Consider the following 13,465-nt stretch of genomic DNA (forward strand, 5'->3'; position numbering starts at 1 on the left):
GTTGTACGCGATGCCCTAGAACCAGGCGTCCTGCATGGTCAGGCAGGTGTCGTCGCGTGCTTCGAGGATGGCCAGTTCGTGCTCGCAGGCCGGAACTTCCCAGGTCAGGAAGTAACGCGCCGCCTGCAGCTTGCCGCGATAGAAGTCGGCGTCTGCGGCGTTGCCCCCGCCGAGTCCGCGCTCGGCGCGCAGCGCCTGCTCCAGCCAGCGCCAGCCGATCACCGCATGGCCGAACACCTTCAGATACAGCGCCGAGTTGGCCAGCGCCTGATTGACCTTGCCGGCTGCGAGATCGCCCAGCAGCGCCTGGGTCACGCTGGTGAGGCGGGCGATGTGCTGCTCCAGCGGCTGGCGCAGGGCGGTCAGCGAGTCGTATTCGGCGGCGCGTGCGCAGCTGGCCTGGATCAGCCCAAGCAGTTGACGCAGGCCGGCGCCCTTGTTCTGCATCAGCTTGCGGCCGAGCAGGTCCAGCGACTGGATGCCGTGGGTGCCTTCGTGGATCGGGTTGAGGCGGTTATCGCGGTAGTACTGCTCCACCGGATATTCGCGGGTGTAGCCATGCCCGCCGAGAATCTGGATCGCCAGCTCGTTGGCTTTCAGGCAGTACTCCGACGGCCAGGATTTGACGATCGGCGTCAGCAGGTCGAGCAGCTCGCTGGCATTGCGCCGCTCCTCGTCGCTCTCGGCGGTGTGCTCGTCGTCCACCAGGCGTGCCGAGTACAGGCCGAGATCGAAGGCGCCTTCGACGTAGGCCTTCTGCATCAGCAGCATGCGCTTGACGTCGGTGTGCTCGATGATCGGCACCTGGCTTGAGGCCGGGTCCTTGCCGTCCGGCAGGCGGCCCTGCGGGCGCTCGCGGGCGTAGTTCAGCGAATAGAGGTAACCGGCGTAGCCGAGCATGATCGCGCCCATGCCGACGCCGATGCGCGCCTCGTTCATCATCTGGAACATGTAGGCCAGGCCCTTGTGCGGCTCGCCTACCAGGTAGCCGACGCAGTTGCCGTTGTCACCGAAGTTCAGCGCGGTGCTGGTGGTGCCGCGCCAACCCATCTTGTGGAACAGACCGGCCAGCAGCACGTCGTTGCGTTGGCCGAGGCTGCCGTCGTCGTTGACCAGGAACTTCGGCACGATGAACAGGCTGATGCCCTTCACTCCGGGCGGCGCGTCCGGCAGCTTGGCCAGCACCATGTGCACGATGTTTTCCGACAGCGGATGGTCGCCACCGGAAATGAAGATCTTGTTGCCCTTGAGGCGATAGCTGCCGTCGCCCGCCGGTTCGGCGCGGGTGCGGATGTCCGACAGCGAGGAGCCGGCATGTGGCTCGGTGAGTGCCATGGTGCCAAAGAAACGGCCTTCGAGCATCGGCTGCAGGAAGCGCTGCTTCTGCTCTTCCGAGCCGAAGGTTTCGATCAGGTGCGAGGCGCCCATGCTCAGCATCGGGTAGGAACTGGTGGCGATGTTGGCCGACTGGAAATGCGCGAAGCAGGCCCGCGACAGCAGGTTCGGCAGCTGCATGCCGCCGTCGTCGAAGCTGCGCTGAGCGTTGTGAAAGCCCGCCTCGATAAAGGCGTCGACGGCCGGCTTGACCTCGGGAATCAGCACCGCTTCGCCGTTGATGTACTGCGGCTCGTGCTCGTCGGACTTGCGATTGTGCGGCGCGAAGTATTTCTCGGCGATGGTTCGCGCGGTGCCGATGGCGGCGTCGAAGGTTTCGCGGCTGTGATCGGCAAAGTGCTCGCGGCGGGTCAGGGCCTCGGCGTCCAGCACTTCGTAGAGTTCGAATGCCAGGTTACGCGGGCAGAGCAGGGTCTCGGTCATGGTCAACCTCCGTTTTTATCGGCCCGAGTCTAAGGACCGCGGTTTTCCATTGCCTAGCTTCATCCATTGCACTGATGAAGCGTCAACACGAGGTCGATCAATGCTCAGCCGAACAGCTGACGCAGCAGCGCCGCCAGTTCGCCATCGCCCAGGCCTGCGGCGTCGAGATGGGTCAGTGCGGCCTCTCGGTGCATTGCCAGTTGCTGCTCGGCCGCCTGCTGGCCGAGCAGCGAGACCACGGTTGCCTTGGCCCGATCCTGCTGGCAGTCCTTGCCGGTCTGCTCGGGTGTCAGGCCATCGGCGATGTCGTCGAGCAGCTGGAAGGCCTGGCCCAGCTCGTTGGCGAAACCTTGCAGATGGCGTGTCCGCGCCCGCTCAGCGTTCGCGAGCAGCGCCGCGAGCTCCAGGGCAGCGGTGAACAGCGAGCCGGTTTTCAACTGGTTGGTGGCGATCACTCCGTCGAGCTGCTGTGCTTCTTGCGCGCCATGCAGGTCGCGAAATTGCCCACGCACCAGGCCTTGCGCACCGACCGAGCGCGCAAGGATGGCCACCGCGTCGTTGCGCTGCCGTGGCGTGAGTCTGGGCGCGGTGGCGGTGATGCCATAGGCATGGCTGAGCAGGGCGACCGAGGCGAGCACGGCGACGTCTTCGCCGAAACGCAGATGAATGGTCGGCTGCCCCCGCCGGAGGCTGGCGTTGTCCATGCATGGCATGTCGTCGAGAAACAGCGAGGCGGCGTGGATCATTTCCAGTGCGCAGGCCGGGTCGAGGCCGATATCCGGGTCGGCGCCGAGATCACCCAGCGCCAGCAGCAACAGCAGTGGCCTGATTCGTTTGCCGGGAGCAAGGGTGCCTTCACGTAACGCCAGCGTGACCTTGTCCAGCTCCGACTCGGGCCGTGGCAGACGCAAGGCCAGACGCTCGTCGACCTGTCGGCGCAGGCGCAGCAGGCCATCGCATTGCGGGAGCGGGAGGGAGGAATTCTGCGTTTGCATGGCGGTGCCCTCGCTGGCGCTCCAGTTCGAGCAGCCGGGTTGCGCAATGTTGTACAACGATTGGACCTTTCGACAGAAAGCTGTACAAGTCGTGCCATCGCATAGCACTTTTTTCAGGGCGTCACGTCCAAACAAGTCTTCCCGGGAGCCGATTTCCATGAGCAAGCAATCGTTGGTCAGCCGCAAAAACGATCATCTGGATATCGTCCTGGACCCGACGCGGGCAGCCGGTGCGACGGGTACCGGTTTCGGCGCATTTCGCTTTGAACACTGCGCCCTGCCCGAGTTGCACCTTGATGAGATCGACCTGCATAGCGCGCTGTTCGGGCGCCAGCTGCGGGCGCCGCTGCTGATCAGCTCGATGACTGGCGGCGCCGCACGTTCTGCCGCGATCAATGCGCACCTGGCGGAAGCTGCGCAACACTTGGGTATCGCCATGGCGGTGGGTTCGCAGCGGGTTGCGCTTGAAACCGCTGGAGATCAGGGCCTGACCAGCCAGTTGCGCCAACTCGCGCCGGACATTCTGCTGTTGGCCAACTTCGGCGCCGCACAGCTGGTACGTGGTTATGGCGTAGACGAGGCGCGCCGCGCCGTTGAGATGATCGACGGCGATGCGCTGATCGTGCACCTGAACCCGTTGCAGGAGGCGGTGCAGCCGGGCGGCGATCGTGATTGGCGAGGCGTGTTGCGGGCGATCGAAGCGCTTGCCAGCCGCCTGGCCGCGCCTGTGGTGATCAAGGAAGTCGGTGCCGGCATATCCGCGACGGTGGCACGGCAGCTGGTCGATGCCGGCGTCTCCGCCATCGATGTGGCCGGTTCCGGCGGGACCAGCTGGGCCGCGGTAGAAGCCGAGCGGGCCGGCGACGCCAGCCAGCGCGCGATCGCCCAGGCCTTCGCCGATTGGGGCATTCCCACTGCGCAGGCGCTGCAGGCGGTGCGCGAGGCTTGCCCCGGCACACCACTGATCGCTTCCGGTGGCATCCGCGACGGGGTCGAAGCAGCGAAGGCGATCTGCCTGGGTGCCGATCTGGTCGGGCAGGCGGCCGGGGTACTGCAGGCGGCGATGCTCAGCAGTGATGCGGTGGTACAGCACTTCGAGGTGCTGATCGAGCAGCTGCGGATTGCCTGTTTCTGCACGGGCTCGGCCAGCCTCACCGCGCTGCGGCAGGCGCGGCTGCTGCAAGTCTCCGGCTACTGAAGCCCGGGCGGAGCCGCCAGATGACCCATTTCGCGGCAATCGCCCCGCCTTTTCTCAGCCATCTGCGCGCCTTCGAAGCCATTGCCTGGCAGCTGACGCAGCGTGGTCATCGCGTCACCTTCGTTCAGCAGGCCGATGTCGCCGCGCTGCTGGAGCTGCCCGACGCAGGATTTGCCGCCATCGGCGCCGATTCCCATCCGACGGGCACTTTGGCTGCGGTGGTCCGCCGCGCCGCGCAACCGGGGCCGTTCGGCATCCGCCGGGTCATCGCCGACATGGCGGCGAGTACCGCATTGTTCTGTCGCGAGGCGCCGGGCGTGCTGCGTTCGCTGCAGGTCGACGCCGTGCTGGCTGATCAGATGGAGCCAGCGGGCGCGCTGGTGGCCGAGCATCTTGGCTTGCCGTTCGTTTCCACCGCCTGCGCCTTGCCGTTCAACCGCGAGCCGCTGGTGCCGTTGCCGGTGATGCCCTGGCGCTACCGGGCGACCGACCGGGGCGAGCAGCTCAATCTGCACAGCAGTCGGGTCTACGACCGCCTGATGCGGCCTCATGCCGAGGTGATCCAACACTACTGCCAGGCGTTCGGCCTGGCGCCGCGCTCGACCCTGAGCGACTGCCTGTCGCCGCTGCTGCAGATCAGCCAGACGGTGCCTGGCTTCGACTTTCCGCGCCGCCAGCTTCCGGCGAATTTTCATGGCGTCGGGCCGTTGCGGCGGCCGCTGGAAAGCGAAGCCGAGCTGAACCTGCTGATCGACCCGGCGCGGCCGTTCGTCTTCGCCTCGCTGGGCACCTTGCAGGGGCATCGCTACGGGCTGCTGCGCAATATCGCCCGCGCCTGCAAGCCGCTCGGCGTACAGCTGTTGGTCGCCCATTGCGGCGGGCTAAATGCTGTACAAGCGGCGCGGCTACGCGAGGAGGGCGCGCATTGGGTCACCGACTTCGCACCACAGCGCGCGGCATTGGCCAGGGCCTCGGCGGTCGTCACCCACGCCGGACTGAACACCGTGCTCGATGCGCTGGAGGCCGGTGTGCCGATGCTGGCGCTGCCGATTGCCTTCGATCAGCCGGGTGTCGCAGCGCGTATCGAACACGCCGGTGTCGGGCTGCGGCTACAGCCATGGCTGGCGAGCCCGGCGCGGATCAGCCACGCATTGCAGCGGCTGTTGAGCGAAGGTGAGTTTCGTCAGCGGGCGGCGCAGCTCGGGGCGGAAGTGCGTGAGGCTGGCGGTGTGGTGCGTGCCGCCGACCTGATCGAGGCGGCGCTCGGGACCGATGGGCAACGGCTGGAGGTGGCGAGTGGCGCTTGATGCGGACCTGATCCTGGTTGGCGGCGGGCTGGCCAACGGCCTTCTGGCCCTGCGCCTGCGTCAGCAGCGCCCCGATCTGCGCCTGCTGGTGCTGGAGCAGGGTGACACCCTGGGCGGCAATCACACCTGGTCTTTTCATGAGCATGACCTGACGCCGGCTCAGCAGCGCTGGCTGGAACCTATGGTCGGCAAGCGCTGGCCCGGCTATGAAGTGATCTTTCCCGAACTGCAGCGAAGGCTGGACAGCGGTTACGCGAGCATCTTCTCGGAGCGCTTTCACCAGTACCTGATGCCCGAACTGAGCGATGGCGTGCGTTTGCGCACCACCGTTGCCAGCGTGGAGCCACAAAGGGTGCGTCTGGCTTCGGGGGACATCCTGCAGGCCGGCGCCGTGATCGACGGCCGTGGCGTGCGCGGGACCGATCAGCTGGCCCTAGGCTTTCAGAAGTTCCTCGGCCAGGAGGTGCGGCTGCAGCAGCCGCACGGCCTGCGCGAGCCGATCATCATGGACGCCAGCGTCGCCCAGCACGACGGTTATCGCTTCGTCTACGTACTGCCGCTCAGCGCCGACAGCCTGCTGATCGAAGACACCTACTACGCAGACGGTGACACGGTGGCGCCCGAGACATTGCGCGCCAATATCGAACGCTATGCTCAGGACCGCGGCTGGACTATCGCCGAGCTGCTGCGCGAGGAGCAGGGCGTGCTGCCCATCGTGCTTTCCGGTGATCTGCCGGCGTTCTGGGAGGAGGCGCGCGGCGTGCCGCAGACGGGGCTGGCCGCGGCGCTGTTTCATCCCACCACCGGCTACTCACTGCCCGACGCGGTGCGTCTGGCCGATCACCTGATCGCTCTGGATCGCTGGGATGCCTCCAGCCTGTTCGAGGCGATCCGCGATTACTCGTTGGCGCAGTGGCGCCAGCGCGGCTTCTTCCGACTGCTCAATCGCATGCTGTTCATGGCCGGTCCGGCGGATCGCCGCTGGGCGGTGATGCAACGTTTTTACCGCTTGCGCGAACCGCTGATCCAGCGCTTCTACGCGGCCAATCTGACCACCCGCGACCGCTTGCGCATCGTCTCGGGCAAGCCTCCTGTTCCGCTCGGTGAGGCGCTGCGCGCACTTGCCGCCCATGATCTGCATCGCAAGGATTACCGATGAACCAAGCTAAACGAGCGGTGGTGATCGGCGCCGGCTTCGGCGGGCTGGCGTTGGCCATCCGCCTGCAGCGCGCCGGCATCCAGACCACGCTGCTGGAGAAGCGCGACAAGCCGGGTGGCCGCGCCTACGTCTATCACGACCAGGGCTTCACCTTTGATGCCGGCCCGACGGTGATCACCGATCCGCCAGCGCTGGAAGAGCTCTTCAGCGGCGCCGGCAAGCGCATGGCTGACTACGTCGAGCTGCTGCCGGTCAGCCCCTTCTACCGGCTGTGCTGGGAGGACGGTTACAGCTTCGACTACGTCAACGACCAGGCCCAGCTGGATCGGCAGATCCATGCGCTCAACCCCCGTGACGTCGCCGGCTATCAGCGTTTTCTCGCCTATTCGCGCGCGGTGTACGAGGAGGGCTACGTCAAGCTCGGCACCGTGCCCTTCCTGTCGTTTCGCAGCATGATCGGCGTCGCCCCGCAGCTGGCGAAGCTGCAGGCCTGGCGCAACGTCTACAGCATGGTGGCCAAATTCGTGGAGAACGATCGGCTGCGCCAGGCGCTCTCCTTTCACTCGCTGCTGGTCGGCGGCAACCCGTTCGAGACTTCCTCGATCTACGCGCTGATCCACGCGCTGGAGCGCCAGGGTGGTGTGTGGTTTCCGCGCGGGGGCACCGGGGCGCTGGTGCAGGGCATGGTCCGGCTGTTCGAGGATCTGGGCGGCAAGCTGGAGCTGAACGCCGAGGTGGCGCGGATCGAACTGGCGGGAGGCCGCGTGAAGGCCGTGATCACGGGTGACGGGCGTCGCTTCGATACCGATGCGGTGGCCTCCAACGCCGATGTGGTCAACACCTACAAACAGCTGCTTGGGCATGAGGCGCGTGGTCGCGACGAGGCCAAACGGCTCTCCGGCAAGCGTTTCTCGATGTCGCTGTTCGTCATCCATTTCGGCCTCAAGCGCCGCCATGAGCACCTGCAACACCACACGGTGTGTTTCGGGCCGCGCTACCGTGAGCTGATCGACGAGATCTTCAAGCGTGAGACCCTGGCCGATGATTTCTCCCTCTACTTGCATGCGCCCTGTGTAACCGATCCCTCGCTGGCGCCGGAAGGCTGTGCCAGCCACTACGTGCTGGCGCCGGTGCCACACCTGGGCACGGCAGATATCGATTGGGCGGAGGAGGGGCCGAAGTACCGCGATCGCATCTTCGAATACCTGGAACGGCACTACATGCCGGGGCTGCGCGGCGATCTAGTGACCCACCGGATCTTCACGCCGCAGGATTTTCGCGACGAGCTCAACGCCCATCTTGGCTCGGCGTTTTCGCTGGAGCCGATCCTTACCCAGAGCGCCTGGTTCCGCCCGCACAACCGCGACGACGTGATCCCCAACCTCTATATCGTCGGCGCCGGCACTCACCCCGGTGCCGGCGTGCCGGGGGTCGTCGGTTCGGCCAAGGCCACCGCCGGGCTGATGCTGGAGGACTTCATATTGAAGGAGCAGGCCGGATGAACGACCGGGTAATCGACCAGTCGACCCAGGCGATCAATGTCGGCTCCAAGAGCTTCGCCGCGGCGGCAAAGCTGTTCGACGAGCGCACCCGCCAGAGCGCGGTGATGCTCTACGCCTGGTGCCGTCATTGCGACGATGTGATCGACGGTCAGACGCTGGGGCATAGCCAGGTCGAGGGCGATCGCAACAGCGGTGAGGCGCGGCTGGCCGAGCTGGTCGATCTCACCGAGCGCGCCTATGCCGGCGAGCCGATGGCCGATCCGGCGTTCGCCGCCTTTCAGCAGGTGATCCAGCGCCATCGGATTCCCAAGGCCTATCCGCTTGAGCATCTGGCGGGTTTTCGAATGGATGTGCAGGGCTACCGCTACCAGACCCTCGACGACACCTTGTTGTATTGCTACCGCGTTGCCGGCGTGGTAGGGCTGATGATGGCGCGGGTGATGGGCGCCGAAGCGGAGCCGACGCTGGATCGCGCCTGTGATCTGGGCTTGGCCTTTCAGCTGACCAACATTGCCCGCGATATCGTCGAGGATGCGCAGATCGGCCGCGTCTACCTGCCGGCCGAGTGGCTGGCTGAAGTGGGCATTCCCGAAGATGAAATCGCACTGCCTGGGCATCGTGCCGCGTTGGCGACGCTGGCGGCGCGGCTGGTGGATCTGGCCGAGCCCTACTATCGCTCGGCGTCGCAGGGCCTGCGCGATCTGCCGCTGCGCTCGGCCTGGTCGATTGCCACGGCCCATGGCGTCTATCGGCAGATTGGCGTCGAGGTGAAAGCGCGCGGCGCGGCGGCCTGGGATGCGCGGGTGTCGACCAGCAAAGGGCAGAAGCTGCAGTTCCTGCTGGGTGGCGGGGTGCTGGCGCTGGCCTCGCGGCGGATGCAGGTCAGGCCGCGTCCTGACGGTCTTTGGAGGCGTCCTCGCTAGATGCACCCTGGTGCTTGCGCAACGGCCCGTCGTGCAGCTCGCGCAGCTGGCGCTTGAGCACCGGCAGCGGCGGCGCGTAGAGAAAACCGAAGGATACGCAGCGCTCCTTGCCTTCGACCGCATGGTGCAGACGGTGCGCCTGATACAGCCGCTTGAGATAGCCGTTGCGCGGCACGTAGCGCAGCGGCCAGCGGTGATGGACCAGGCCGTCGTGGGCGACGAAATAGAGAAAGCCGTAAGCCGTCATCCCGGCGCCGATCCATTCCAGCGGGTGATAACCGGCGGTGCCGAGGGCGATCAGCAGAATCGCCACGCCAGCGAACACCACCGCATACAGGTCGTTCTTCTCGAACCAGCCGCTGCGTGGCTCGTGGTGCGACTTGTGCCAGCCCCAACCCCAGCCGTGCATCACGTACTTGTGTGCCCACCAGGCAAAGACTTCCATGCCGGCCAGGGTGGCCAGGAAGACGAGCGTATTGGTCAGTGGACTCATGGCGGGATTCCGTGTGACGTGCGGTCGATTCTACGCGCCGTCGCGGCGGCTCAGGGCTCGCCGCGACGGACTGCGTAATGACTCAGGCCCGCCAGCTGGCCGCAAGTTCACGCGTCAGCTGGCCGGCCGGGATCTCCCGGCAGCCGCTGACGTTCTGCCCGGCCCACAGCGGCGTGCAGTGATCCAGGCCCTGCTTCTCGGCCTGGGCGCGCAGCGCGCCGATGGCGTTACCCGCCAGCGGGAAGGGCGGCACGCCTTCGGGCAGCGGACCCAGTTCGCGCATGATGCGGTTGACGATACCGCGGGCGGGGCGCCCGCTGAACAGGGTGGTCAGCGCGGTATGCGCTGCGTGCGGGCTCTTCAGCGCGGCGCGATGCAGCGCATTGGTGCGGCTCTCCGGGCACAGCAGGTAGGCCGTGCCCAGTTGCACGCCAGCCGCACCGAGGGTTTGCGCTGCCGTCACGCCCCCGGCATCGGCAATGCCGCCGGCGGCGATCACCGGCACGTCCAGCGCAGCAGTGAGCTGCGGCAGCAGGGCGAAGGTGCCGAGCTGGGTGGTCAGGTCCTCGCTGAGAAAGATGCCACGGTGTCCGCCGGCTTCCAGGCCCTGGGCGATCACCAGATCGACGCCGTGCTGCTGCAGCCAGAGGCCTTCGGCGACCGTCGTTGCGCTGGAGGCGATCTTTGCTCCGGTGCCTCGGGCGCGTTGGAGTAGGTCGGGCGTCGGCAAGCCGAAGTGGAAGCTGACCAGCGCCGGCTTGTGCCGCTCCAGTACCTCGGCCATCGCTGCATCGAAAGGCTGGCGAGTGGCGCCGACCGGAATGCTCGCCGGGTCGATGTCGAACTCGGCGAACATGGGTGCGAGCATCCGATGCCAGGTGTCGAAGGCCGTCGGGTCGACGGCCGGCGTCTGGTGGCAGAAGAAGTTGACGTTGTAGGGACGGTCGGTCAGCGCCTCGATGGCGGTCAGCTCGGCGTCCAGCGCCTCGGCGTTGAGCATGCCGGCCGGGATCGAACCCAGCCCGCCGGCTTCGCAGACCGCGGCGGCCAGCAGGTGATTCTGCGCACCGGCCATGGGTGCCTGGATGATGGGATGCTCGATGCCGAAAAGATCACGCAGGTCCATGAGGTCAGCTCCGTTCAGTCGTCGTGGGGCGCCACTGTAGCCCTAGTCGGTGGCCGGGGAAAACGACGCTGGTCATGCCGGACCTGCGCGGCGCAAGGCGGACGGGTAAACTGCGCGGCTCTCGAGGAGGATCAGATGAACTACCGCCACGCCTTCCATGCCGGCAACCACGCCGATGTGCTCAAACACCTGGTGTTGAGCCGGATCTTCGCCCTGCTGTCGCGCAAGGAGGCGCCGTTCGCCTACCTCGACAGCCACGCCGGTGTCGGTCTCTACGACCTGGCGGGCGACCAGGCCAGCCGTACCGGCGAGTGGCTGCAGGGCATCGCGCGCATCTGGCAGGCCGAGGCGCAGCCGGCGCTACTCGATGACTACCTCGGCGTAATTCGTGAGTTGAACCCTGATGGGGCGCTGCGCTACTACCCGGGCTCGCCGGAGCTGGCGCGGCAGCTGACCCGCGAGCAGGATCGCCTGCAGCTCAACGAGAAGCATCCCGAGGATGGCGCCCTGCTCAAGGACAACATGGCCGGCGACCGCCGCGTGGCGGTGCACCGCGGCGAGGGCTGGTTCGTGCCGCGGGCGCTGATGCCGACGCAGGAAAAGCGCGTGGTGCTGTTGATCGACCCGCCGTTCGAGCAGGCCGACGAGCTGAGCCGCTGTGTGACGGCAATCAAGGAAGCGCTCGGGCGCATGCGCCAGACCATCGGCGTGATCTGGTATCCGATCAAGGACGAGCGCCAGCTCAAACGTTTCTATCAGGACCTGGCGCGCAGCGGAGCACCGAAACTGCTGCGTGCCGAGCTGTTCGTCCACCCCGCCGACGACGCCAGCCGCCTGAGCGGTTCCGGTCTGGCTATCGTCAACCCGCCGTGGGGGCTGGAGGAAGAGCTGCGTGAGTTGTTGCCCTGGCTGGCCGAGCAGCTGGCGCAGAGCCAGGGCAGCTGGCGGCTGGACTGGCTGATCGAAGAGGCTTGAGCCGCGGAGATCGACACACGGTGGACCGCCACCCGGTGGATCGATAAAGCGCGATCCGCCCTGCGCTGCGTGATCAGCCGTAGGGTGGATGTCGCTTTTCACATCCACCGCCACGGGTCCGCAGTCGCACCGCTTGCCCGTCCTCAGAACAACCTGAGCGGCTCTTCCTGCAGCGCTGAAATCTGCTCGCGCAGGATCAGCACCTGGTCGCCCCAGTAGCGCTCGCTGCCGAACCAGGGAAAGCTCATCGGAAAGGCCGGATCGTCCCAGCGGCGGGCGAGCCAGGCGCTGTAGTGCATCAGCCGCAGCGCGCGCAGTGCCTCGATCAGCGGCAGCTCGCGGGGGGCGAAATCATGGAATTCGTTGTAGCCGTCCACCAATTCGGCCAGCTGACCAAGACGTTCATGGCGCTCGCCGGCGAGCATCATCCACAGGTCCTGCACCGATGGGCCCATGCGGCAATCATCGAGATCGACCAGATGAAAGGCATCGTCGCGGGCGAGGATGTTGCCCGGGTGGCAATCGCCATGCAGGCGGATCGGGGTGAAGTTGGTGCTGGCGAAGACGTCTTGGACCCGCTTGAGCAGATCGCGCGCCACCGACTCGTAGGCCGGCAGCAGGCTTTTGGGCACGAAGCCGCCTTCCAGCAAGCTATTCAGCGAGTCGTGGCCGAAATTCTGTACACCCAGGGTTTCGCGATGCTCGAACGGCCGGTTTGCACCTATCGCATGCATGCGCCCCAGCAGCTGGCCGAGACGATAGAGCTGGTCGAGATTGCCCGGCTCCGGCGCGCGACCACCGCGGCGTGGAAAGAGCGCGAAGCGGAAGCCCGCGTGCTCGAAGAGGGTCGTGCCGTTACGCTGCAGCGGCGCCACCACCGGCACTTCATGTTCGGCCAGCTCCTGACTGAACTGGTGTTCTTCCAGAATCGCCTCGTTGCTCCAGCGGCCAGGGCGATAGAACTTGGCGATCAGCGGCGTTTCGTCTTCGATGCCCACCTGATAGACGCGGTTCTCGTAGCTGTTGAGCGCCAGCACGCGGGCATCGCTGAGATAACCGATGCTTTCCACAGCGTCGAGGACCAGGTCCGGCGTGAGTGTATCGAAGGGATGAGACATGACCGGCTCCGCAGGATAGACCGTTCAGTGTATTGCACCCGGGCTTTTAAACAACCGCGCGTCCGCCGCGATCAGTCGCCTGGCTTGGGCGTGCGGGCCAGGCAATAGACGTCCACTCGCACAGCACCCGCACGTTTGAGCAGTCGCGCCAGCGCCTCGGCGGTCGCACCGGTGGTCAGTACGTCGTCGATCAACGCCAGATGGCGGCCTTCGATATTGGCGTCATGGGCGACGCGGAACGCCTGACGCAGATTGCGCCGTCGGGTGGCGGCGTCGAGTTGCTGTTGCGGAGGCGTATCGACGACCCGTTCCAGCAGGCGCTCACCGACCGGCAGTTTCAGCGCGCTGCCCAGCCACTGCGCGAGCATTTGCGCCTGATTGAAGCCGCGCTGGCGCAGGCGACGGCGTGCCAGCGGCACGGGTACAAGAAGGTCCGGCTGCGGCAGCCCGTCGGTGAAGGCGTGCTGCAGATGCAGCCCCAGCCGCTCGCCAAGCAATCGCCCAAACGGCCAGCGCGCCTGATGCTTGAAGCGGGTAATCAGCGTGTCGACGGGAAAGGCAAAGCGCCAGGGCACTTCAACGTGATCGTAGCTGGGCGACCGCTTCTGGCATTCGCCGCAGATCAGTCCATGGGTCGGCAGCGGCACGGCGCAGACCGCGCACTGGCCATCGAGCCAGGGCAGCTCCGCTTCACACGGAATACACAGTGGATGGCCTTCGCAAGGCTCATCACACAGCAAACAGAATTGTTTATTAATTGACCAGTTGTAAACCATGATTCCATTCCTGGTTGACAGCGTATCGGGCTTGGCTAACCATTCCGCATCCGTGCCAGGCCGCCGAGCCGCTAT

At 66.1% G+C, this 13,465-nt stretch carries 12 protein-coding genes; 6 read left to right on the top strand and 6 right to left on the bottom strand.

The window, feature by feature from the left end; translation table 11 throughout:
- Positions 1 to 15 precede the first annotated feature (15 nt).
- Together UIB01_RS01835 and UIB01_RS01840 are read right to left on the bottom strand one after the other, a co-directional pair.
- Positions 16 to 1,818 (bottom strand): acyl-CoA dehydrogenase, encoded by a 1,803-nt coding sequence (locus tag UIB01_RS01835; RefSeq protein ID WP_038656322.1) that lies wholly within the window; start codon positions 1,816 to 1,818, stop codon positions 16 to 18.
- A 104-nt stretch (positions 1,819 to 1,922) separates the two neighbouring features.
- A complete protein-coding gene (locus UIB01_RS01840) occupies positions 1,923 to 2,813 on the bottom strand; it encodes a polyprenyl synthetase family protein (protein ID WP_038665313.1) in 891 nt (296 codons plus the stop codon).
- Between the two features lie 157 nt (positions 2,814 to 2,970).
- On the opposite strand from UIB01_RS01840, the gene fni reads away from it, so the two are divergent.
- The 5 genes from fni to UIB01_RS01865 are packed head-to-tail and all read left to right on the top strand — an operon-like array spanning position 2,971 to position 8,902.
- Positions 2,971 to 4,011, top strand: coding sequence for a type 2 isopentenyl-diphosphate Delta-isomerase (gene fni / locus UIB01_RS01845; protein WP_038656324.1), 1,041 nt, complete (start codon positions 2,971 to 2,973; stop codon positions 4,009 to 4,011).
- A gap of 20 nt (positions 4,012 to 4,031) precedes the next feature.
- Positions 4,032 to 5,318 (top strand): glycosyltransferase, encoded by a 1,287-nt coding sequence (locus tag UIB01_RS01850; protein ID WP_038656326.1) that lies wholly within the window; start codon positions 4,032 to 4,034, stop codon positions 5,316 to 5,318.
- Positions 5,308 to 6,477: a lycopene beta-cyclase CrtY gene (gene crtY, locus UIB01_RS01855; RefSeq protein WP_102856651.1), complete on the top strand. Its 1,170-nt coding sequence runs from the start codon at positions 5,308 to 5,310 to the stop codon at positions 6,475 to 6,477. The genes UIB01_RS01850 and crtY overlap by 11 nt, the downstream gene beginning before the upstream one ends.
- The gene (locus UIB01_RS01860; protein ID WP_038656330.1) at positions 6,474 to 7,979 is read left to right on the top strand and encodes a phytoene desaturase; all 1,506 of its coding nucleotides are present in this window, start codon (positions 6,474 to 6,476) and stop codon (positions 7,977 to 7,979) included. The genes crtY and UIB01_RS01860 overlap by 4 nt, the downstream gene beginning before the upstream one ends.
- Positions 7,976 to 8,902 carry a phytoene/squalene synthase family protein gene (locus UIB01_RS01865; RefSeq protein WP_038656332.1) on the top strand — a complete coding sequence of 309 codons (927 nt, stop codon included), beginning with the start codon at positions 7,976 to 7,978 and terminating at the stop codon, positions 8,900 to 8,902. Before UIB01_RS01860 ends, UIB01_RS01865 begins: the two co-directional genes overlap by 4 nt.
- Here UIB01_RS01865 and UIB01_RS01870 read toward each other — a convergent pair.
- Together UIB01_RS01870 and UIB01_RS01875 are read right to left on the bottom strand one after the other, a co-directional pair.
- Entirely contained in the window at positions 8,862 to 9,395 is a 534-nt protein-coding gene (locus tag UIB01_RS01870; protein ID WP_038656334.1) for a sterol desaturase family protein, read from the bottom strand. The two genes, UIB01_RS01865 and UIB01_RS01870, sit on opposite strands and share 41 nt — an antisense overlap.
- A gap of 82 nt (positions 9,396 to 9,477) precedes the next feature.
- Positions 9,478 to 10,521 (bottom strand): NAD(P)H-dependent flavin oxidoreductase, encoded by a 1,044-nt coding sequence (locus UIB01_RS01875; protein WP_038656336.1) that lies wholly within the window; start codon positions 10,519 to 10,521, stop codon positions 9,478 to 9,480.
- Between the two features lie 135 nt (positions 10,522 to 10,656).
- Here UIB01_RS01875 and UIB01_RS01880 point away from each other — a divergent pair, with 135 nt between their 5' ends.
- Positions 10,657 to 11,496, top strand: coding sequence for a 23S rRNA (adenine(2030)-N(6))-methyltransferase RlmJ (locus UIB01_RS01880; RefSeq protein WP_038656338.1), 840 nt, complete (start codon positions 10,657 to 10,659; stop codon positions 11,494 to 11,496).
- 143 nt (positions 11,497 to 11,639) lie between these two features.
- Here UIB01_RS01880 and UIB01_RS01885 read toward each other — a convergent pair whose 3' ends face one another.
- Positions 11,640 to 12,614 (bottom strand): serine/threonine protein kinase, encoded by a 975-nt coding sequence (locus tag UIB01_RS01885; protein WP_038656340.1) that lies wholly within the window; start codon positions 12,612 to 12,614, stop codon positions 11,640 to 11,642.
- A 71-nt stretch (positions 12,615 to 12,685) separates the two neighbouring features.
- A complete protein-coding gene (locus UIB01_RS01890) occupies positions 12,686 to 13,390 on the bottom strand; it encodes a ComFC family protein (protein ID WP_038656342.1) in 705 nt (234 codons plus the stop codon).
- Positions 13,391 to 13,465: the final 75 nt, after the last annotated feature.

Source organism: Stutzerimonas decontaminans, from assembly GCF_000661915.1.
Taxonomy (GTDB): domain Bacteria; phylum Pseudomonadota; class Gammaproteobacteria; order Pseudomonadales; family Pseudomonadaceae; genus Stutzerimonas; species Stutzerimonas decontaminans.